The organism is Ulvibacterium sp. (genome assembly GCF_028285715.1).
Taxonomy (GTDB): domain Bacteria; phylum Bacteroidota; class Bacteroidia; order Flavobacteriales; family Flavobacteriaceae; genus Ulvibacterium.
The window spans coordinates 440136-463047 of sequence record NZ_JANQOO010000035.1; the positions used below are offsets into that span (position 1 = coordinate 440136).

General features: G+C 42.9%; 18 protein-coding genes. 8 read left to right on the top strand and 10 right to left on the bottom strand.

What is annotated here, in order from left to right; genetic code table 11:
* On the bottom strand, positions 1-474 hold the full coding sequence (locus tag Q0993_RS19890) for a GNAT family N-acetyltransferase (RefSeq protein WP_299536591.1): 474 nt from the start codon (positions 472-474) through the stop codon (positions 1-3).
* Between the two features lie 167 nt (positions 475-641).
* Between Q0993_RS19890 and Q0993_RS19895 the strand changes: the two genes are divergently transcribed.
* Positions 642-1529 (top strand): hypothetical protein, encoded by an 888-nt coding sequence (locus Q0993_RS19895; RefSeq protein WP_299536593.1) that lies wholly within the window; start codon positions 642-644, stop codon positions 1527-1529.
* A gap of 126 nt (positions 1530-1655) precedes the next feature.
* Here Q0993_RS19895 and fumC read toward each other — a convergent pair whose 3' ends face one another.
* Positions 1656-3053 carry a class II fumarate hydratase gene (fumC, locus tag Q0993_RS19900; RefSeq protein ID WP_299536596.1) on the bottom strand — a complete coding sequence of 466 codons (1398 nt, stop codon included), beginning with the start codon at positions 3051-3053 and terminating at the stop codon, positions 1656-1658.
* A 159-nt stretch (positions 3054-3212) separates the two neighbouring features.
* Here fumC and Q0993_RS19905 point away from each other — a divergent pair, with 159 nt between their 5' ends.
* Positions 3213-3386, top strand: coding sequence for a hypothetical protein (locus Q0993_RS19905; RefSeq protein WP_299536598.1), 174 nt, complete (start codon positions 3213-3215; stop codon positions 3384-3386).
* A 46-nt stretch (positions 3387-3432) separates the two neighbouring features.
* On the opposite strand, the gene Q0993_RS19910 is transcribed toward Q0993_RS19905, so the two are convergent.
* Together Q0993_RS19910 and arsC are read right to left on the bottom strand one after the other, a co-directional pair.
* Complete coding sequence (locus tag Q0993_RS19910) at positions 3433-3921, bottom strand: hypothetical protein (protein ID WP_299536600.1); 489 nt, start codon at positions 3919-3921, stop codon at positions 3433-3435.
* A gap of 116 nt (positions 3922-4037) precedes the next feature.
* Positions 4038-4379 (bottom strand): arsenate reductase (glutaredoxin), encoded by a 342-nt coding sequence (gene arsC / locus Q0993_RS19915; protein ID WP_299536602.1) that lies wholly within the window; start codon positions 4377-4379, stop codon positions 4038-4040.
* Positions 4380-4778: 399 nt separating this feature from the next.
* On the opposite strand from arsC, the gene Q0993_RS19920 reads away from it, so the two are divergent.
* The 3 genes from Q0993_RS19920 to Q0993_RS19930 are packed head-to-tail and all read left to right on the top strand — an operon-like array spanning position 4779 to position 11565.
* Positions 4779-8099, top strand: a complete 3321-nt coding sequence (locus Q0993_RS19920; RefSeq protein ID WP_299536605.1) for a DUF2126 domain-containing protein — start codon at positions 4779-4781, stop codon at positions 8097-8099.
* A gap of 11 nt (positions 8100-8110) precedes the next feature.
* Complete coding sequence (locus Q0993_RS19925) at positions 8111-10672, top strand: circularly permuted type 2 ATP-grasp protein (protein WP_299536609.1); 2562 nt, start codon at positions 8111-8113, stop codon at positions 10670-10672.
* Between the two features lie 2 nt (positions 10673-10674).
* Positions 10675-11565 carry a transglutaminase family protein gene (locus tag Q0993_RS19930; RefSeq protein WP_299536611.1) on the top strand — a complete coding sequence of 297 codons (891 nt, stop codon included), beginning with the start codon at positions 10675-10677 and terminating at the stop codon, positions 11563-11565.
* A 27-nt stretch (positions 11566-11592) separates the two neighbouring features.
* Here the strand turns inward: Q0993_RS19930 and prfB are convergent.
* The 4 genes from prfB to Q0993_RS19950 form a co-directional block, all read right to left on the bottom strand.
* Positions 11593-12688, bottom strand: a protein-coding gene (prfB, locus tag Q0993_RS19935; protein ID WP_299536614.1) for a peptide chain release factor 2 whose coding sequence is annotated in 2 segments (ribosomal slippage) — positions 11593-12624 and positions 12626-12688 — 1095 coding nt in all. Because the reading frame shifts where the segments join, the coding sequence is not laid out codon by codon here.
* A gap of 137 nt (positions 12689-12825) precedes the next feature.
* Positions 12826-13683: a transglutaminase family protein gene (locus tag Q0993_RS19940; RefSeq protein ID WP_299536616.1), complete on the bottom strand. Its 858-nt coding sequence runs from the start codon at positions 13681-13683 to the stop codon at positions 12826-12828.
* Between the two features lie 40 nt (positions 13684-13723).
* A complete protein-coding gene (locus Q0993_RS19945) occupies positions 13724-14671 on the bottom strand; it encodes an alpha-E domain-containing protein (protein ID WP_299536618.1) in 948 nt (315 codons plus the stop codon).
* 115 nt (positions 14672-14786) lie between these two features.
* Entirely contained in the window at positions 14787-16250 is a 1464-nt protein-coding gene (locus Q0993_RS19950) for a circularly permuted type 2 ATP-grasp protein (RefSeq protein WP_299536620.1), read from the bottom strand.
* 203 nt (positions 16251-16453) lie between these two features.
* Here Q0993_RS19950 and Q0993_RS19955 point away from each other — a divergent pair, with 203 nt between their 5' ends.
* Positions 16454-18856 carry a zinc-dependent metalloprotease gene (locus tag Q0993_RS19955; protein WP_299536623.1) on the top strand — a complete coding sequence of 801 codons (2403 nt, stop codon included), beginning with the start codon at positions 16454-16456 and terminating at the stop codon, positions 18854-18856.
* A 67-nt stretch (positions 18857-18923) separates the two neighbouring features.
* The gene (locus Q0993_RS19960; RefSeq protein WP_299536626.1) at positions 18924-19946 is read left to right on the top strand and encodes a low specificity L-threonine aldolase; all 1023 of its coding nucleotides are present in this window, start codon (positions 18924-18926) and stop codon (positions 19944-19946) included.
* Here Q0993_RS19960 and Q0993_RS19965 read toward each other — a convergent pair.
* Positions 19941-20264: a YegP family protein gene (locus tag Q0993_RS19965; RefSeq protein ID WP_299536628.1), complete on the bottom strand. Its 324-nt coding sequence runs from the start codon at positions 20262-20264 to the stop codon at positions 19941-19943. The two genes, Q0993_RS19960 and Q0993_RS19965, sit on opposite strands and share 6 nt — an antisense overlap.
* 107 nt (positions 20265-20371) lie before the next feature.
* Positions 20372-20698 carry a YbaB/EbfC family nucleoid-associated protein gene (locus Q0993_RS19970; RefSeq protein ID WP_299536630.1) on the bottom strand — a complete coding sequence of 109 codons (327 nt, stop codon included), beginning with the start codon at positions 20696-20698 and terminating at the stop codon, positions 20372-20374.
* A 144-nt stretch (positions 20699-20842) separates the two neighbouring features.
* Here Q0993_RS19970 and Q0993_RS19975 point away from each other — a divergent pair, with 144 nt between their 5' ends.
* A complete protein-coding gene (locus Q0993_RS19975; RefSeq protein WP_299536632.1) occupies positions 20843-22897 on the top strand; it encodes a S9 family peptidase in 2055 nt (684 codons plus the stop codon).
* The last annotated feature ends 15 nt before the right edge of the window (positions 22898-22912 follow it).

Sequence of the window (22912 nt, forward strand, 5' to 3'; positions counted from 1 at the left end):
TCAATTTTTTGCATTGAAGGTTAATTCCATTTTTATATCGCTTCGTTCATAGGGAATCTCTTTTTCCAATTCTACCTCTACAAAGCCATACTTCCGATAGATATGAAGGGCGGTATCCAATTTGGTACTTGAATACAATACGATACTTTTCCAATGGTTTTCTTTCGCAAACTCTATGGCAAAGGATAACAACTCTTGACCGATTTTTAAACCTTGATGGTCGGGGTCGACGGCCATTTTTCCCAATTCAAAAACTTTCTCTTCATAAGGGATAAAGGAAAAACAACCTACAATTTTACCATTGTGTTCCGCTAAAAAGATAAATCCGCCAACATCGAGAATAGATTCCTGGCAATTTTCAAGCAACACTACATCCTTTGCCTCCACTTGAAAATATTTTTTAAGCCAGGCTAGGTTCAAGTCCCTAAAATGGACAGCATATTTAGGTTCAAATGGCAGAATTTTAATGGACATGCGAAGCTGTAATTTGTGGACCATAAAGTTACTATATGTGAGGATTGGCGAAATGGGATTTTTAATTTTTTTAGATCAAAAAATCTAAAAGGAAAAAAGAACCGTATATAGACTGATACGAACAAACACTTTAAAAGGTTAAACAAGCTTATTTTAATTTTAACATTATGACTGAAACAAAAAGTAACAACGGATTGAAGGTATTAGCAGGTTTGCTAGGTGTGGTACTTCTAGGTACCATCATCTACACCGTTAGTCTTTATCAGGATAAAAAGAAAACGGAGACCGTACTTACCGAAGAAAAGGCACTTGTGGTCGAGGATCTCAATAGCCTAAAATCAGAATACGACAAGGCCATTTTGGAGAGCAATGCTACGAATGAGGAATTGGTAGAGGCACGGGACAATATTGCCAAGTATATCGATTCTGTAAAATCTATGAAGGGGGATATTGCCTCATTGTCAAGGTACAGAAGACAAGTTAGTGTGTTAAAGGCGGAAAGGGAACAATTGATGAAACAAGTGGATTCATTGACACGTTCCAATACCCTTATCGCCATGCAAAGGGATAGCACTTATAACGAATTGGAGAAGCAAACAATTTTCAATGACTCCTTAGTTGTACAGAACACCCAATTGGCCGATGCCGTTGAGAAAGGTTCTGCATTGAACTTGTCCAAATTCAATGTTGATGCCGTAAAAGAGCGCAACAACGGAAAATTGGTTTCTACTTCTAGAGCCAAAAGAACTGACAAATTCAAAATTTGCTTTACTGTTGCGGACAACGTAATTGCCGAGGCCGGTGATAGGGAGTTCTTTTTGGAAGTATTGGATCCTCAGGGGAATGTTTTAGGAGAAAGCTTTTCCAAGACCAATGATTCCGGAGCTTCGGTTACCTACAGCAAAGGAACTAATTTTTACTACGAAAATAAGTCCTTGGACGTTTGTGATTATATCAACAAACCTGCAGGCGATTTTCAAGGAGGAAACTACATGGTGAACGTGTATGACGACCGATTGAAATTGTTGGGAACTTCCAAGTTTACACTTAAATAATATATACACTATCCATTACTACAAAAAGGGGTCGATTCTCAAGAGTCGACCCTTTTTTTGTAAATGCTTATTCAACCCAAACATTTTATAAACTACGGATTAAACTTGGGCTAATAAGTATAAAGGCTATTTAAGGCTGCCCACCATATCCTCTGGTTTTACCCATTCGTCATATTCATCACCGGTAACATACCCCAGATTAATGGCCTCTTCCCTAAGGGTAGTTCCATTTTTATGTGCGGTATTGGCAATTTCTGCAGCTTTGTAGTACCCTATTTTGGTATTCAGGGCTGTGACCAGCATTAGGGAGTTGTTCAAAAGAGTTTGGATAGTTTCGTAATTCGGCTCGATTCCCGAAGCACAATTCACATCAAAACTCACACATGCATCTCCCAATAATTGTGCAGATTGGAGTATATTGGCCGCCATTACCGGCTTAAATACGTTCAGTTCATAATGTCCTTGTGTTCCACCAATCGATATGGCCACATCGTTGCCCATAACTTGTGCACAGACCATGGTCAAGGCTTCACACTGGGTTGGATTCACCTTTCCTGGCATGATAGAACTGCCCGGTTCATTGGCGGGTATGATGATTTCTCCGATACCCGATCGCGGTCCTGAAGCCATCATACGAATATCATTGGCAATTTTGTTTAAAGAAACCGCCAACTGTTTCAATGCCCCATGACTTTCTACAATGGCATCATGCGAAGCTAATGCTTCAAACTTGTTTTCTGCTGTCTTAAAGGGGAGCCCTGTAAATTCGGCGATATACTTGGCTACCAAAACATCATATCCTTTTGGGGTATTAAGCCCCGTGCCTACTGCCGTGCCACCTAGAGCCAATTCGCTTAAATGGTCCAATGTATTTTTTAAGGCCTTGAGACCATGGTCCAATTGAGAGACGTAGCCGGAAAACTCCTGTCCCAAGGTCAATGGTGTAGCATCCATTAAATGGGTACGGCCAATTTTTACCACTTTGTCAAATTCCTGCGCTTTTTTGTGCAGTGTATTCCTAAGTTGGATTACTCCGGGAATTGTCGTCTCAACTACTTTCTTGTAAGCTGCGATGTGCATCCCTGTAGGAAATGTATCATTGGAAGATTGTGACTTGTTGACGTCATCGTTGGGCTGAATGGTCTTTTCGCCTTCGCCTATGGTCTTTCCGGCTATTTCATGTGCCCGGTTGGCAATTACCTCGTTCACATTCATATTACTCTGAGTGCCCGAACCGGTCTGCCAAATGACCAATGGGAATTGATTATTATGTTGACCTTCCAAAATTTCATCACATACTTGGGCTATCAGATTCCTTTTTCCCTCGGAAAGAACATCCAACTCATGATTGGCATAGGCCGCCGCTTTTTTTAAATAAGCAAAACCGTATACAATGTCCAGGGGCATTGATCCGGAAGGTCCTATTTTAAAATTATTTCTTGAACGCTCCGTTTGTGCCCCCCAATATTTGTCAGAAGGCACCTTTACTTCGCCCATAGTGTCTTTTTCTATTCTAAAGCTCATTTCTATAGTGATTTAGTTTATCACAAAGGTACGTGTTCATGGTTTTATTTCCATTGGGACCCTTTAAAAAAAGCGGAATATCATGAGTTATATTTTTTTGTTTTCAATTTGCAATATTCCTAATTTTCAGACTATCTTTGTATTGTTAAAATATGAGATATGTTCGAATTTGACCAATATTTGGGATTCTTAGCTTTTTTGACCATTTTGACGATAGGATTCTGGTTGATGATTTTTCTACTGGTCTTTGTTATTCCATATTGGTTGACAGGTAACCTGATAGAACTCTTCAAGGAAAAAAGAGAGGCCAAGAGGGCCAAAAGGGAAGCATAAAAAAAGAAGCCGTCTAGGCTTCTTTTATTTTTGTAAACAACTCAAACTATTCCTTGGATTTTTTCTCCTTCCTCTTCTTCTTTTTTTGTTTCTTTTTCGCCTTTTGGAGGCCCTCCTTCTGAAGCTCAACAAAGGCTTCATATTTCTCAAGAGGCAACCCGGCTTTGAGTTCTTCATCCTGGTCCTCTGTTATTTTGGACATCCCCTCCCGCATTTTATCCGGAGGAAGCTCCAAAATTCGCAATTCCATACGTTTCTGAAGATATTTTTTAAGAACCGAACTCAAAACAGCAGTTTCAAATTCGTTAAGCTCTAATGTTTCGGCTATTTTTGGCATTTCGCCATCCACTATTTCTTCGGCTGTCTTAGGCTCAGGTTCCTTTGGTGTAATATCCGCTTGGGGAATAGCACTTCTGCCCCTTCCATAACCGTAGCCATATCCATTTCTCCTTCCATATCCATATTGTGCCTGCAGTTCCGCCCCGGCGAGCAAAAACACAAAAAAAACAACTAGAAAGCGCGGTTTGATTTTCATGATGTTCCGTTTTAGAGGTCTTTAACGTCCAAGGTTTCCTAGTTCCTGGTAAGAACCTTAGGATGCCAATAATCAATAAATATACCAAATTCCTGATTTTTAAACTAAAAGAGTACCTACAAAACCTCTTGGATACGCTCCGCCGGTCTGCCTACCACCGCCTTATTGCCATTAATTACAATGGGGCGTTCTATTAGCTTCGGATATTGGATCATGGCATCCAAGATGTCCTCATCGGATAGCAACCTACCCCGAAACTTTTCTTTCCAAATGGCCTCGTTCTTACGGACAAGGTTTTCTGGGGAAATGGAAAGACAACTTAATATATGGCGAAGTTCTTCCTTTGTCGGTACGTCTTCCAAATATTTGACAACTTCAAATTCCTTACCGGATTTTTCCAAGAGCTCAAATCCTTCGCGGGATTTACGACATCTTGAGTTATGATATATTTTAATCATTCCAACTTGTGTAGTTTGTGAATAAAAAAATTCATGTTCGTTTCATTTTACATCTATTGGCGCTTTTTAGGAGGTATTCCCTTAGTCTTCGGCAATTTATCACTTTAACAAGAACCCAATAAGGAGCAATTCCACTATGGCCTAAAAGCGTTTAACTTCTTTTTCTTTGCATTTAAATAGGCAAAGATACCAAATATCGTATCCCCATTGAAGACCTACCTTGGCAAATTACAGATACATTCTGGAAATTCTGATTTGGCAATGATTGCGATTCATTGTGAATTTCCCAAAAAACGATACTGTTAATTTATAATGGATAAAAAGTTAGGTAATTGTCACGCAATTGCACATATTTCTTCAAATTAGCCCCTATCTTAGAATATGATGAATTTCTAACGTATGGCCCTAAAAGTTGCAATATCACATAAAACAAAATATACCTATGACCGTAGGGTGAAGTTGTCCCCACATATCTTTCGGTTAAGGCCTGCCCCCCATAGCAGGACACCCATAGAGGCCTATTCCATTCGAATAAAACCTGAGGAACATTTTTTTAACTGGCAGCAGGATCCCTTTGGAAATTATCTGGCTCGTATCGTTTTCCCCGAAAAGACGGATGAACTTTCTGTAGAAGTGGAGATTATTGCTGATATGAAGACCATAAATCCCTTTGACTTTTTTGTGGAAGATACGGTAGAGGATTTTCCTTTTACGTATTCAGAGGCCTTGAAAAAAGAATTGCTGCCGTATTTGGAAATCAATGAGAATGGTCCCTTACTGCAACAGTGGTTGGGCAATATAGATCGTACCCCACGTCGTACTATCGATTTTCTTACAGAGTTGAATCGCAATCTGTACAACGCCCTGAACTATACCATTCGTATGGAACCCGGAGTGCAAACCTGTGAGCGGACTTTGGCCGATCATTTGGGCTCCTGTAGAGATTTCGCCTGGCTCATGGTACAGATTTTACGCCATTTAGGTTTGGCGGCACGTTTTGTTTCAGGGTACTTGGTACAAATGAAGGCAGACGAAAAATCACTCGATGGCCCATCCGGACCTGAAGACGATTTTACCGATCTTCATGCCTGGGCCGAAGTCTATTTACCGGGGGCGGGATGGATTGGGCTCGATGCAACGTCCGGCCTGTTGGCTGGAGAGGGGCACATACCCCTGGCCTGTACCCCCTCTTTTGAGAGTGCCGCTCCTGTTTCTGGATTTACCGAACCTTGTGAGACCCTATTTGAATTCGATAATTCCGTGACCCGAATTTTTGAATCGCCTCGCGTTACCAAGCCATATACCGAAGACCAATGGAACGCTATTTATAACTTGGGATTTGTTGTGGAAGAAGAACTACAGCAGAATGATGTGCGTCTTACCATGGGTGGCGAACCTACCTTCGTGTCCGTGGATGATATGGAGTCCGAGGAATGGAATACGGAAGCCGATGGTGAACATAAGCGAAAATTGGCCAGTTCACTTTCTAGAAGATTACTTGACGCGTTCGGAAAAGGAGGGATGCTTCACCATGCCCAAGGCAAATGGTACCCGGGAGAACCGTTGCCTCGATGGCAAATCGGGGTTCATTGGCGCAAGGATGGGGAACCTATTTGGAAGGACTCCAAATGGCTGTCTTCGTTTACGAATTCCTATACATTGCCCAAGGGCATTGCCCGTACTTTTCTTCAAACTTTGGCACGCTACCTCAAGTGTCCTGATGACTCTATCTTGCCCGCCTATGAGGACGCCTTCTATTTTTTGTGGGAAGAACGTAAGTTGCCCGTGGATATTGACCCCAAAGAATACGACAAAAAGGATTCCGCCCTTCGAAGAAAATTAGGTGAGGTACTGGAACAGGGCCTAGGAAAAGAGGTAGGTTGTGTTTTCCCGCTGGCCGAAAAAGACGGTCAATGGATAACAAACCCTTGGGAATTCCGAAGTAGGCATCTGTTATTGACACCTGGTAATTCCCCAATTGGATTACGGTTGCCATTGGACTCCTTGCCCAAAACCCCCGAAATACCCTCCGAACCAACGGCCCAACCAGAACTCTTTGAACCCAAACCTGCTTTAAAACCTTATGGTGCTGCACTTCAGGAAAGGATGACCTCGGCTCCAAAGGCTCTAAAAAAACAACCTTATGTACGTACCGCAATTTGTGCCGAAGTCCGTGAGGACAATTTGTTTCTCTTCCTTCCCCCTTTGGATACTGCCGAGGCCTTTGTGGATTTGGTGGCCAGTATAGAGGCTGCGGCCCAAGAACTGGAAGTTGCTGTGGTCATGGAGGGGTACGAACCTCCTCGGGACAATCGTTTGGAAATGCTCAAGGTTACTCCAGATCCCGGGGTAATCGAGGTAAATATACACCCGGCCAGGAACTGGCAAGAGCTAACCGAGAATACCTTAAAATTGTACAACGAAGCCAAAAAATCACGGCTGGGTACGGAAAAATTCATGCTAGACGGTAAACACACCGGTACTGGTGGTGGAAACCATGTAACCCTGGGTGGGGTTACCCCAGCAGATAGTCCATTATTGCGCAACCCACAGTTGCTACGTAGTTTACTGACCTTCTGGCAGCATCATCCCGGTCTTTCCTACTTGTTTTCAGGAGCCTTCATTGGTCCGACCAGTCAGGCTCCCCGGGTGGATGAAACCCGTCTTGAAAATTTGTACGAATTGGAAATCGCCTTTTCCCAAATCCCGGAGGACAAGGAAGTTCCCTTTTGGTTGACCGATCGCCTATTCCGCCATTTGTTGACCGATGTTACCGGAAACACGCATCGCGCCGAATTTTGCATTGATAAATTGTATTCCCCGGATTCTTCATCGGGCCGACTGGGCATTTTGGAATTACGGGCATTTGATATGCCGCCACATGCCCAAATGAGTTTAATGCAGATGTTGCTGGTGCGTACCCTGGTTTCCTGGTTCTGGAAGAAACCGTATAAGCATAACTTGGTGCGCTGGGGTACCGAACTTCACGATAAGTTTTTGTTGGAGCATTACGTTAGGGAGGATATCAAAGATGTAGTTTCTCAACTCAATGAGGCGGGATATCCGTTCCAATTGGATTGGTTTGATCCTTTTTTTGAGTTCCGTTTTCCACTTTATGGTATGGTAGACATCGATTCTATGCAATTGGAATTGCGTATGGCCATTGAACCCTGGAACGTACTTGGTGAGGAAATGTCCGGTAGGGGAACGGCACGCTATGTGGATTCTTCCTTGGAACGGGTCCAAATCAAGGTCAGCAACTTTACGGAAGAACGATATCATATTACGTGTAACGGGGTGAAGGTAGAATTGAGCCCTACCGGGGTTAAGGGGGAATATGTGGCCGGAGTACGTTACAAAGCTTGGGAACCTTGGTCCGCCTTGCATCCGACTATTGGAGTAGATACACCTTTGGTATTTGATGTTGTGGACATGTGGAACAAGAAATCCATCGGTGGGTGTACCTACTTTGTAGCACATCCCGGAGGACGCTCATATGATACCTATCCTGTGAACAGCTATGAGGCCGAGTCCAGAAGAATTAATCGTTTTTGGGACTTTGGTCATACCCAGGGGGAAATCCTACCGACAGAAACGGTAGCTTCAACTAATTTTTCAAGTAGAACTGTGGAACCTAAGGACGGTTCGAATACTTTTGTTTATAAGGAGATTCCTATAAACCCGGAGTTTCCCCATGTCACCGATCTACGAAAGAAATAACCATAAATCGAATGCCGACGACAAAAACAAGCGGGTTAAATAGATATACCACTTTTCATGGGTATGATGAAATGTATACCCAGCAAGGTAATCTTAAGCCATATTGGCAAAAACTTCTCGATAGTTTCGACAGGCTAGGAGTCGATGGATTGATCGGTCGCCAAAAGGATATAGATTGGCTACTTTCCGAAAACGGAGTCACTTATAATGTCTACAACGATCCTAAAGGGATGAACCGTCCTTGGAATTTGAATATTGTTCCCTTTTTGTTGCATAAAGATGAATGGGAAACCGTTGAAAAAGGCCTTAAACAAAGGGCGGAGCTATTGGATTTGATCTTAAAGGACATTTACGGAGACCGTATGTTGATTAAAAATGGGATAGTTCCGCCTGAAATCATTTACGGTCATAGAGGGTTTTTGCGACAGTGCTCGGGAATTGAGTATACTATGGAGAAATACCTATCCGTTTACGCCGCGGATTTGGCGCGTGGAACGGACGGACGACTATGGGTGGTCAATGACCGTACCGAAGCTCCCTCGGGAATGGGGTATACTTTGGAGAATCGCTCCACAACGAGCCGAATCCTGCCGGAAATGTACGCCAAAATGAATGTAACCCGTTTATCCGGATTCTTTCAGGACCTAAATCGAATGTTGGTGGAGGCTTCTCCCATTAAAAAAGAGAACCCCCATATTGTGATCTTAACGCCTGGTTCGCATAACGAGACCTATTTTGAACATGCCTATCTGTCTTCATTTTTAGGTTATCCTCTGGTCCAGGGTAATGATTTGGTAGTACGTGACGGTTTCCTTTGGATGAAATCCCTAAATGGCCTAAAACAAATAGATGTGGTACTCCGAAGGGTGGATGATGCATTTTCCGATCCCTTGGAATTGCGTGAGGATTCCCATTTGGGCGTGGCCGGATTGTTAGATGTGGTCCGGAGAAAGAATGTTTCCGTCATTAACCCTGTGGGTAGTGGCGTAATGGAAAATCCGGGATTACTTCCTTTTATGCCCAGCATTGCCCAATACTTTTTGGGTCAGGATTTGATATTGCCCCAAATTGCATCTTGGTGGTGCGGGCAGGAGAAAGAAAAAAAATATGTACTGGAAAACCTATCCAGGTTGGTCATTAAAAGAATAGATCGCACGAATAGGGAGAGCATTCATTTTGGGGAATTTTTGGATTCCGGAGAGCTGGATAACTTAAAACAAAAAATTATCCAGCGGCCCTATAGGTTCGTTGCACAAGAACGGATTAGTTTTTCAACGGCCCCCAATCTTGTTAAGGATGCCTTGGAACCCAGGAATTTGGTTACCCGGGCTTTCTGCATCGCATCCGGGTCCGATTACCAGGTCATGCCCGGAGGATTGGTAAGGGTAGCCCCGGATCGTAAGACCATAAGGGTTTCCAATCACCGTGGGGGTACTAGTAAGGACTTTTGGATACTGGAGGATGGACCGGTTAATGAGGATAAGGTAAGATCTTGGCAAAAAAGGTCTACCAATGCCGTTTCCGGTTTGGATGACCTTCCCAGTTTAACTGCGGAAAACCTATATTGGGCGGGACGTTATGTAGGACGTACTTTGATCAATGCCCGCTTTATTCGTATGGTCATGCGGCAATTGTCGATGGTGCAAAACCGAAACGAAACACCAGATTCCGAGAAACTCCGGACCTTGTTAAGGGCCGTTACCCATTTAACAGGTACTTACCCGGGATTTGCGAAGAAGGCCAAAAAAGGCCCACAGGCCATGGAAAATCCGTATCAGGAAATGCTCTCTGTTATCAAGGACCCAAAAAAGGTCGGCAGTTTGGCACATACCATTGGTATGTTCAGCAATTCGTATTACTCCATACGAAACCTGTGGTCCGCGGATATGTGGCGGGTCTTTGAGGATATCCAACAATTGTGGAAATCATTTCAAGAGGAAGAACAACCTTCAATGACCCGGATTCTTAGGGTTCTTAACAAACTGATAACCCGTTTGATCGCGTTTATGGGCCTCATTGAGGAAAGTATCATGATCCAACAGGGATTGTTGCTCTATTTTATCGGTCTGCAACTGGAACAAAGCATGTTGACCATTACCAAATGTCGTTCCCTTTTGACCATTAAGTATGATGCCCATACCGAATATGATCTTCTGGAATATCTGCTAATCAGTCATGAGAGCTTAAATATCTATCGATACAGTTATCGATCTTACATTCAATTGGAAAATGTGCTGAACCTTGTTGTATTGGATTTGGAATACCCCCGTTCCTTGGCCTATATGTTGAATCGGCTCCAAAAGGACATAGCACGTTTGCCACAATCAAAACATGACAATCATTTAAACAGTTATCAAAAGTTTGTTTTTGAGGCTTTTTCCAAACTACGACTGGCAGAAGCGACCTCGTTGGCGAAGACAGGAACGGAGGAAGACTTTACGCGGGAAGCCTTGGAAACCTTATTGGGACAACTTTCAGAACTTCTATACCAGACCTCACAATCAATAACCAGTTCCTATTTTAACCATACCGATAGACAAAATCAACTATTTACCCAATTCTTCCCTATTTGAACATGCACTTTAACGTGACGCATACCACCGAATACACTTATGACGCTCCGGTGAGCTATGGCCATAATATCGCAACGCTCAGACCTCGGAAGGCCATGGGACAAGAATTGTTGGATTACCATATTATAATTTCTCCGGAACCCTCTGAAATAACGGAACGAATCGATTTTTTCGGGAATTTCATTACCCGTTTCTCCCTACAGACCGAACACAAATCACTCAAGGTAACCACTAAAAGCCACATAAAAAGGGATTATGCCCAATTTCAGGATAGCTTTTTCTCGGGAGCTTGTAAGTCCATTACTATGAACGAAGCCTTGATTGCATTACAATCCATGGAGTTGGAGATATTGGAAGCTAAACAATATATCCTGGAATCTATCTTTGTCAAAAAAATGGATGCCGGCATCAGCGAATACGCCCAGAAATCCTTTCAAGGCAATCGTTCCGTATTCGACGCTGCCTTTGAGTTGATGCAGCGGATTTATACAGATTTTGATTTCGTTCCTGGATTCACCAGTATTTCTACCCCAATCCATGAGGTAATGGAGCAGAAAAAGGGAGTTTGTCAAGACTTTGCCCAAATTGCGATCGCCTGCATTAGATCTGTAGGCCTACCTGCCAAATACATAAGCGGTTATATTGAAACGCTGCCGCCTCCTGGAGAAGAAAAACTGGTTGGTGCCGACGCCTCCCACGCTTGGTTTTCCATTTTTATCCCGGGCTTTGGTTGGGTCGATTTTGACCCCACCAATAACCAGATACCTAAAGACCAACATATTGTTGTGGGGTGGGGTAGGGACTACTATGATGTACCTCCCTTAAAAGGCGTAGTGTATGGCAGCGGCCAAAGCAAACTTAAAGTCGCCGTAGATATCGTGAGAATCGCTTAATAATTGCGGCAACCACTTGTTAAACTTCTATTCTTCCTTTTGCCCCATCATCATAAGATAGGCCTTAAGGAAGGCATCCAGCTCCCCATCCATCACCGCATCCACATTTCCGGTTTCCTCTCCGGTACGTACATCCTTTACCAGCTTGTAGGGATGCATAACGTAATTACGGATTTGAGACCCCCATTCTATTTTCATTTTGGAGGACTCGATTTCCTGCCTCGCCTGCATTTTTTTGCGCAATTCAATTTCGTATAACTGTGATTTCAACATTTTTAAGGCAGTGGCACGGTTGTCGTGCTGGCTTCGGGAGTCTGAACAGGAAATTTGAATTCCGGTAGGTTTGTGGACCAGTTGTACCTTGGTCTCAACCTTGTTGACATTCTGCCCACCCGCCCCGCTGGAGCGTGCTGTAGTTATTTCGATATCGGCCGGATTCACCTCTATTTCAATACTGTCGTCCACCAAGGGATATACATAGACCGAAGCAAAAGAGGTGTGGCGTTTGGCATTGCTATCAAACGGGGAGATACGCACTAGGCGATGTACGCCATTTTCTCCTTTTAGCCAACCAAACGCGAAATCGCCCTCTATTTCCAAGGTAACCGTCTTTATACCGGCCACATCGCCTTCCTGGTAGTTCAGTTCCCTAACTTTGTAGCCGCTCTTTTCACTCCACATCATGTACATACGCATGAGCATGGAAGCCCAATCACAGCTTTCGGTCCCACCGGCACCGGCTGTAATCTGAAGCACTGCGGTAAGTTCGTCGCCCTCTTCCGAAAGCATGTTCTTAAACTCCAAGTTCTCCAAGGCATTTAGGGCCTTTTGGTGCTGGGTATCTACTTCCGTCTCGGTAACTTCCCCGGCCTCCATAAATTCCAATAGCACCTCCAAATCCCCTACTAGCGTTTCAGCTTCGGTATAATCGTCCACCCACTGTTTCTTGGATTGGATGAATTTCATATGGGCCTGTGCCTCTTGAGGATTGTCCCAAAAATTTGGGGCAAGCGTCTTTTCTTCCTCGTTCTCTATTTCTATACGTTTGGCATCGATGTCAAAGATACCTCCTTAGCGCACCAAGGCGCTCAATAAGATCTTTGGATTGATCTGTTGTAATCATGGGTTTCAATTTCCAACAAAAATAGGTTTCTTTTTTTGAAGTGGGCCAAAAATCAATCGTTTCGTCCAGTTCTTTCCATGCAAGAAAAATAGTTCTACAATTCCGTTTTGTACAAGCAACTTAGTAGTATAAATCGTTTACTGTTGCTGTTCTGACAGTACCTTTACGGAATGGATGGTGGTATTTTCCCCAGGGGCATAAACCACACCTTTTAAAGGCGAACAGTCGGTATAATCCTTACCATGGCAGACTTTGACGTGATTGGTATTAGCCAGAAGATTATTTGTAGGGTCAAAGCCCAACCAACCTACATCTGGGATGTAAGCCTCGGCCCAGGCATGCATTTGGGAATCGCCAAAATACCCATGACCCTGATGAAGGTAGCCCGAAACATACCTGGCAGGGACTTTGTTTTTCCGGGCCAACGCGCAAAACAAATGCGTAAAATCTTGGCAAACACCCTGTTTTTCCTTAATTATTGTGTCCAAGGGCGTATTTACATCAGTGACCCCAGGTTGAAAGGAAAGATATTTGGAAATCCATTTGTTAAGCGACTGAATATTTTCAAAAATGGTCTTGTCCCTATCAAAGGGGAAGATATTGGTATAGGACTCTGAAAGGCTGGTGAACCTCGTCTTTCTAAGAAAGGGTTCAAAATCTATTTGAAAGTTTAGATCGTCCAACTTTGCACAATCGGCCGTGGAGTCCTGTGGCAAGGAAAAATCAAAAGGATTGACTTCCTTTTTAATCACGGTGAAAGAAGCCTCAAACGAAATCTCATTGAATTTTTGGCCGGGATGCACCCGAATAGTTTTAAAACCAAATCCATTGATGGAGGTTTGGTGGATATCATTGAGTGAATTTGCGAATTCCCAAGATACCAGCTGTTGACTTTTATTATCCTCTGGAATGATCAGAAATTGCCAATACGCATCGTTTACTAAGGTTTCATACCGATTTTTTGCACTATACTTAATAGAATACTCTTGGTACATATTGGAAGTTGAGAACAGTAAATATAACAAAGAAAAAACGTCAATAATTAAAAAACTCCTTTTCCATTTTTTTACTGATCTGTATCAATTCCTTTAACAGCGTGTCGATAAAATTCTTGATATTGCTTTCTATCTCTTCGATGTATTTGTACTCATACTCCGAACGTACCCGCCCTACCAAAAAGGCCGTAGAATTTTTATTATACTTTTTACTTGGGTCCAACACCCTAATGTGCTTATAAACTTGATTAAGACTGTTCATTATGGACCTGGGACAATTGGGGTTCAATATCAGAAATTCCAAAGTAGTGATACTGGTTGGGGTCTTTTTATAGAACCTGCGCATCATATCATAGGACTCTGCGCATTTTAATAGCGTACTCCATTCAAAACTATGGCTAAACTTGTCGCCGTAGCTCCCCTGCGCTTTGAGGGCATCGTTATATTTTGCGTTGATTATCCGTATGATTTGGTTGGCACGCTCCATATTTATACCCATCATAATGATAGCATAGACCTCATCGTGGAGTAGGGTACCCCTTATTTTTCCCCGTAAAATAGCGGTCATTTCGGTAACGTTTATGGTGAAATCATAAAGTCCCCTTTTTACAAATACATCCACGGGATAGTTAAGGATAAAATGATAGAATTTGTTAATGGCCTCGTAAAGTTCCGTAGAAATGAGATCACGGGCGCTATTGGCATTTTCCCGGGCATATTTCACATTGTTAATTATGGAATATCCACATTCATGGTCCAGGGCAATTTTCTGTAGCACTTCATCCTCATTTAGCTCAACGCTTTCATCTTCTTCGGCATCCCCGACCATAAACAACATGGAACGTAATACGAATTGACGGGATTGGGACAACTGGTTAGGCGCATCAAGAGAAGAAAAATAATTGACATTGAGGTATCTGGCCATATGTTCGGAACGTTCAATATATCGTCCCATCCAGAAGAGGTTGTTGGCTACTCGTGCTAGCATATGGTTTTTGTTTTATTTTTTTAGGTTTGATTTTAGTGCTATAACCCTACCTTGATCTTAATAGAATGAATTCATAGCTCTACTTTTTAAATCCCAATCGCATAGAATCCGCCCCTCAATCTTTTAGGACCCAAGTATCCTTGGAACCGCCACCTTGTGAGGAGTTGACGATTAAGTTCCCTTTTTTGAGGGCCACTCTGGTGAGCCCTCCCTTAAGCACAAACTCCCGATCCTTGCCCAATACGGTAAAGGTCCTTAAATCGATATGTCTTTGTTCAAATGATTCGTTTTCATCAATATAGGTAGGATGTACCGAAAGGGACATAATAGGTTGGGCCACATATTTTCTTGGGTTTTGGGCCACTTGTTTTTTTACCTCCTCAACTTCTTCCTTTGATAATCTGTTCCCTATGGATATACCGTAGCCACCAGCTTCATCAACAGGTTTTATCACCAGCTCGGAAATATGTTCCAGAACATATTTTAGTTCATCGGGTCGACTACAGTGGTACGTGTGCACATTTTTAATAATAGGCTCCTCATCCAGGTAATACTTTATGATTTCGGGCATATATGTATATACCGCTTTGTCATCGGCAACACCTGTACCGGGAGCGTTGGCCAACGTTACGTTTCCTTTCTTGTAGGCCGCGAACAAACCGGGGACCCCTAGGGCCGAATCTGGACGAAATTCCAACGGATCAATAAATAGGTCATCTATGCGACGATAAATTACGTCTACCCGTTCCGGACCTTGAATGGTCTTCATGTAGACAAAATCGTTTTCCACGAAAAGATCGCGACCTTCTACGAGCTCTACGCCCATAGTCTTGGCCAAATAGGAATGTTCATAGAAAGCGGAATTGTACATGCCAGGCGTAATAACCACTGTATTTGGGATGTCGATGCCCTTAGGCTTTACCGTTTCCAGAAGATCCAAGAGATTTTCGGCATAGTTGGTGACCGTATGGGTCTGATAGTGATTAAAAACACCAAAAAGGGCTCTTTTAAGCGCAGTTCTATTGCAGATAACATAACTCACCCCGGACGGACATCTGATGTTATCCTCCAATACATAATAGTTGCCATCGGTATGTTTTATGACATCCGTACCGGAAATATGGTTGTAAATTCCGCCTGGCGGATTTACGTTCATCATTTGATGAAGATAGTTATCGGATGAGCTCACAAGTTCCAATGGCACGATACCTTGCTTAAGTATTTTTTTATCATGATAAATATCCCATAGAAATAGATTGAGTGCCCTGCTTCGTTGTATAGACCCTCTTTCTATAATGTCCCACTCCGCTGTATCTATAATGCGTGGAAAAAGGTCAAAAGGAAAAATCTTCTCTTTGGCATCCTTTTCTCCATATACTTGAAATGTAATCCCCTGGTTAAAGAATGAAGATTTGGCCTTCTCGTTCAAACGGACGTAATCTTGAATGGAATGTCCTCCATATAGATTGAACAAGGTTTTGTAGACATCCTTAACAACACCATTTTCATCGAATATTTCATCGAACAGATCAGGGTTTCTTTGGTACGATGCGAAAATCTGGTTTTCGAGGTTGTCCATGCTGTTTTCTTTTCCCTTAATATAGCGGTTTTCGACGGATCTTACCATGTGAAATCCCTAATAATAGTATTGTTTTTTAGATATACGCTTAAAAATAAAGCGCGATTTCTGTCATTTTTATTTTTAGGCTAGAATGACAAAGGAGCATCCGAATTTGAGGTTTTTTCCATATTTTTAGATGTCCAACGCAGTACCCCAATCCTATGAAGTATCTTTTCTTTATTTGTATTTCAATATGTTTTGTTCATCCCCTAATTGCCCAATTTGACGAAACGAACACAAACTATAAAAAATTCGATGGGTTCTTTGACTTTTACTATGACGAAACCCATGGAAAAGTGTATTTGGAGGTTGATGCTTTGGAAAAGGAATTCCTCTACGTGTACTCCCTTAGTAGTGGCATTGGTAGCAATGATATTGGACTGGACCGCGGACAACTGGGCAATGAACAGGTGGCTTATTTTAAAAAGACCGGGAACAAGCTTTTTTTGATACAGCCCAACCTTAAGTTTCGAGCTCTTACGGATAATACCCAGGAAAGGCAATCCGTTGGACAAGCCTTTGCAAAATCGGTGCTTTATGGTGCTGAAATTGAAAAAGAAATCGATGGCGGTTACATTATTGACCTTACCGATTTTTTGATGCGCGATGCACATGGAGTTTCGCAACGATTAAAAAAAAGTGAACAAGGAGCCTATAAGTTGGATAAGTCTAGAAGCGCGGTGGATTTGGACCGTACCAAGGCCTTTCCAAAAAATGTGGAGTTTGATGTTATGTTGACTTTTGAAGGAGATTCCGAAGGCGATTGGATCAGGTCAGTTACTCCGAATCCCTCTCTGGTTACCGTAGCCCAACACCATTCCTTTATTGAATTGCCGGATGATGGATATCAAAAACGGGAATTTGATCCCCGTTGTGGTTCCTATCCTTTTTCCTATTACGATTATGCCACTCCAATCCAGGAACCTATCTTAAAACGTTTCATTACCCGACATCGGTTACGTAAAAAAGACCCTTCCTTAAAAGTTAGTGAGGCCGTTGAGCCCATAATATATTATTTGGACAATGGTACTCCGGAACCGGTCCGTTCCGCCTTGTTGGAAGGTGGAATGTGGTGGAACGAGGCATTTGAGGCCATTGGATATAAAGATGCCTTTCAATTGAAAATATTACCTGACGGTGCAGACCCTCTGGATGTACGTTATAATGTGATTCAATGGATACATCGTTCCACTAGGGGGTGGAGCTATGGAAGTAGCATTACAGACCCGCGTACCGGGGAGATTATGAAAGGACACGTAAGTTTGGGCAGCTTGCGTATCCGCCAGGATTTCTTAATAGCACAGGCTTTGATGAACAAACCCTTTGCCGAAAGGGATGATAACTATGAGCCTATGTTGGAATTGGCCTTTGCCCGGATTCGACAACTTTCCGCACACGAAATTGGCCATACGCTGGGGTTTGCCCATAATTTTGCCGCTAGCACCAACGATAGGGCTTCAGTAATGGATTACCCTCACCCCCAATTTTCGGTCAAAAAAAAGGAAATTGATTTTTCGAATGCTTACGCCACGGGAATCGGGGAATGGGACAAGGTAACGGTTGCTTACTCCTATACGGATTTTCCGGAAGGTACCGATGAAAAAAAAGGACTCGGCCAAATTTTGAAGAAAGCGAACCAAGATGGCCTGCATTACATTACCGACCAGGATGCGAGGCCGCCGGGGAGCTCCCATATCTTGGCGCATTTGTGGGATAATGGAACCAATGTAAGCGAGGAATTGGATAGGGTACTTGAAGTGAGGAAGACGGCGATTTCCAACTTTTCACTGGATAATATCCGTGCCGGCGAACCAAATACCGTTTTGGAAGACGTATTTGTTCCGTTGTATTTCTTTCATCGCTATCAAACTGAAGCTGTAGCCAAAGTAGTAGGTGGAATGGAATACAATTATGCGGTAAAGGGCGATGGGCAAACCGCAGTTGAAACGGTAAATTCAGCTATACAGCAACAGGCCCTGGTGGTCTTGTTAAAAACCTTAAATGCATCCGTAATCGCCGTTCCCAAGGAAAAATTGTCTTTGTTTCCCCCGAGGGCTTTCGGCTATCCACGAACCAGGGAATCCCTTAAAGGAAAGACCGGAATTTCTTTTGATCCGTTATCCGCTGCCGAAACCGCCGCCGATATGACATTGGGTTTTTTGTTGCATCCGGAACGGGCATCCCGTTTGATACAACAAAAAGCGCTGGATCCGAAAAGCTTGGGTCTTGAAAGGGTATTGGACATGGTAATCGTAAATACCTTGGGAAGAGTCCATAAAGATCCCTATTTGTTCGAGGTACAAAACAGTATCAATTTTAAGGTACTGGATCACTTGATGAATTTGGCCGCCAGCAAAAATGTACACCCCGGTGTAAATGCTTTGGCCAATGATAAGATCAAAAGTATAAACGAGACCAATTTTGGCAAGGCCCTGGAACAGATCGATGCGTTGGAAATGTTACGCCGTATTCGTAATTTCTATGAGCACCCGGACAAATTCAAAATGGATCCGGCTCCTAAAATACCAGATGGCTCTCCTATAGGAATGGACTGTTTTCACTAAAAAGTTGGAAAACAAGTTTTATATTCGAACGAGAGTTTTACCAAAAATTTTGTAAAAGCACATCCTTTTGAGAATAAACCTTATCAGTGATACGGTAACTAAACCCACGCCTGGGATGTTAGAAGCCATGATGACCGCGGAGGTCGGAGACGATGTCTTTAAGGAAGACCCATCGGTTAATGCCCTGGAAGCCAAAGTAGCGAATCTTTTTGGCAAGGAGGCGGCCCTATTTTTCCCATCAGGCTCAATGACCAACCAAACCGCCATAAAGCTGCATACCAATCCTGGGGATCAACTCATTTGTGATAAATATGCCCATGTCTACAACTATGAAGGGGGAGGAGCAAGTTTCAATAGCGGGGTCTCATGCAAGCTTGTGGATGGTATGCGTGGAATGATGACTGCTGCACAAGTAGAGGCAGCCGTAAATCCTCCCGATTTCTATCACAGTCCATTTACCTCCCTGGTCTGTATTGAAAATACCACTAATAAAGGAGGAGGTGCCTGTTGGGATTTCCGGGAATTACAGCGAATAAAAAAAGTGTGTGAGAAATACAATTTAGGATACCACTTGGATGGTGCACGACTATGGAATGCGTTGGTTGCAAAAGAAGAGCTCCCAGAAGATTACGGTGGCCTTTTTGATACAATTAGCATATGCTTCAGCAAAGGTTTGGGCTGCCCGGTCGGCTCGGTCCTTGTCGGGAGCGAAGAAAAAATCGATAGGGCCCTTAGGATTCGCAAAATATTGGGTGGAGGAATGCGACAAGCCGGATATTTGGCGGCAGCCGGTAGCTACGCCCTAGATCATCATCTCCAAAGACTAGTGGAAGATCATGACAAGGCCAGGGAAATCGGAGAAGTCCTGCAAGGATTGCCCTATATTAAAAAAGTTGAGCCCATAGAGACCAATATCGTCATTTTTGAAATCAATGAAGAGGTAATGTCCTCAGAAATGTTTGTTCGAAAATTGGAGGATAGAAATGTGTATATTATCGGTATGGGCCAAGGAAAATTGAGGATTGTAACCCATCTGAATTATACTGACGAGATGCATAATGTTTTCCTATCCACTTTGGAAGTGCTATAGTTCGCCCAAATCGGACAATTTGTGTATTCTATTTTTCAAATTTTTTATGCCGTTTTCCATTCCGGCCTCGGAAGTATAAAGCGAACTATGTCCGATAAGACTTCCCGCATTGTCCTTTAAGTTAAAGAGAAACTTGCCCTCATGGTCCGTTTTTCTTTCAAAACCAATGGGCTTGTTTCTGGCGTTCCCAAGTGTTTTCAAGGACTTCCGGACCTCTGATCTATTTGAAAATGGGACACTGCTCAAAAGAGTCTGCCCGCTTTCTGACTTTACTATGAATCGGTATCCCTTGCCATTGTTTTTCTCAATTGCAATCATTCTCTAGCTTTTCCTAAAGTTACATCTTTTGTATTTGAAAGACCACAAAAGAATCACTTAAAAAAAGCAAGGTTTCTCTATCAGTTTCGCATTTGGCCGGAATCAGGTCATTTGAAGAAGCGATCCATTCCTGGAATATTGGGCATACCTTCCTTAGCCACGGCGGCCAGTTCGGTTTCATTGACTTGTGTTGCGCTTTCAATAGCCTTATTCAACGTTGTAACAAGATAATCTTCCAACTTTTCCCTGTCCATCAATAGCGTACTATCAACCCGAATCTCTTTAATTTTGCGGTTAGCCGTGATGGTAACGGCTAGCAACCCATCCGAAGTCTTTTCATCCAGTGTTACCGTATCCAGGCGTTTTTTGGTTTCCTCCACTTTTCTTTGGGTTTCCTTGAGTTTTCCCATCATGCCCATCATATCTCCGAACATATCAATGTAATTAGAATTAGTTAGCTTCAAAATTACTAAATTGTGCGAAATAACTGTATTTACATGTTTAGCAAAGCGGAACGCTCAATAGTTTTTTTGGGATATATTACTTTTGCCTTTTCCTGTACACAGCAAAATAAAAATATGACGGACATAACAGCTCCAGTAGCCAAAAAAATACCTAAGGAATTGGTGGCACATGGTGAAGTTAGGGTAGATGATTATTATTGGCTCAACGAAAGGGACAATAAGGAGGTAATAGCCCATTTAGAACAAGAAAACGCGTACTATTCCGGATTAACGCAACATACTGCGGATTTTCAAGAAAAGTTGTTCAAGGAAATGAAGTCACGGATTAAGGAAGATGATTCTTCGGTGCCATACAAGCGCAATGGTTATTGGTACGTCACCCGCTATGAGACAGGAAAGGAATACCCTATTTATAGTAGATTTAAAGGTTCCTTGGACGCCCAGGAAGAGATTATGTTCAATGGCAATGAAATGGCCGAGGGTCTGGACTATTTCAACATAGGAGGAATCAGCATTAGCCCGGACAATAAAATGGCGGCCTTTGGGGTGGATACGGTTTCTAGAAGACAGTACACCCTAAGAATCAAAAATTTGGAGACCGGGGAAATATACGGTGATAAGATTGATAATACCACTGGTGGATCCGTTTGGGCAGATGATAACCAAACGCTTTTCTATGTAAAGAAAGATACCGTTACCTTGCGGGCCGATAGCATTCTGAAGCATAAATTAGGAACGGCGTCCTCTATGGATATAGAGGTTTTTCGTGAGCAGGACGAGACCTTTGGCACCTATGTATATAAGACAAAATCCAAAAAATATATAGTAATTGGATCCTATAGCACGTTAACCTCGGAATTTAGAACGCTCAGGGCCGACGAACCGGATGGTGAATTCAAGATTTTTTCTCCACGGGAAAGAGGATTGGAATACTCAATAGTCCATTACGAAGATGCCTTTTACGTGTTGACCAATAAGGATAGGGCAACTAACTTTAAATTGATGAAGGCCAGTGAAAAAGACACGTCTTCAGAAAAATGGGAAGAGTTCATTCCACATAGGGAGGACGTCCTTTTGGAGGATATTGAGATATTCCAGGATTACTATGTGCTTTCTGAGCGTGAAAATGGACTAAATCGGATCAAAATTACGCGATGGGACAATTCGGATATGTATTATCTTCCTTTTGATAGTGAAACCTACACGGCCTACGTTAGTAGAAATCCAGAATTCGATACGGATACTTTGCGATATGGGTATAACTCCATGACCACTCCAAGTTCAGTAATTGATTTTGACATGAAGACCAAGGGAAAGGAAGTCAAAAAGGAGCAGGAGGTCCTTGGAGGCCTATTCAAGAAGGAGAATTATTTGGAAAAACGAATATGGGCCGATGCCAAGGACGGCGCAAGGATCCCAATGTCCATTGTGTACCATAAGGACACTCCATTAAGCCGGAACACTCCCATTTTGCAATATGCCTACGGTTCCTATGGCGTTACCCTGGACCCCAATTTTTCAACAGTGCGTTTAAGCTTATTAGATCGTGGCTTTGTATTTGCGCTGGCCCATATCCGTGGAGGGGAGTATTTGGGCCGGCCTTGGTACGAGGATGGCAAACTCTTAAAGAAGAAGAACACCTTCACGGATTTTATAGATTGTTCCCGCTATTTGGTTGAGAAGGGATATACATCGCCCGACCATTTGTATGCAATGGGCGGATCGGCAGGAGGACTACTTATGGGGGCAGTGGCCAATATGGCCCCGGAACTCTATAATGGCATTATTGCGCAAGTCCCTTTTGTGGATGTAATCACCACTATGTTCGATGATTCCATACCCCTTACCACCGGAGAGTACGATGAATGGGGTAATCCGAATGAAAAGGAGTACTACGACTATATGAAATCCTATTCCCCCTATGATAATGTTAAGGCAATGGCATATCCCAATATGTTGGTGACAACAGGACTTCATGATTCTCAGGTACAATACTTTGAACCCGCCAAATGGGTAGCGAAGCTTCGTGAACTCAAGACGGACGATAATCTTTTGTTGTTCAATATTAATATGGAAGCAGGTCACGGAGGGGCTTCGGGCCGCTTTGAGGCATTGAAGGAAACCGCTAAGGAATATGCCTTTCTATTGGATTTGGAAGGGAAAATTTAATAATTCAAAAAAAAA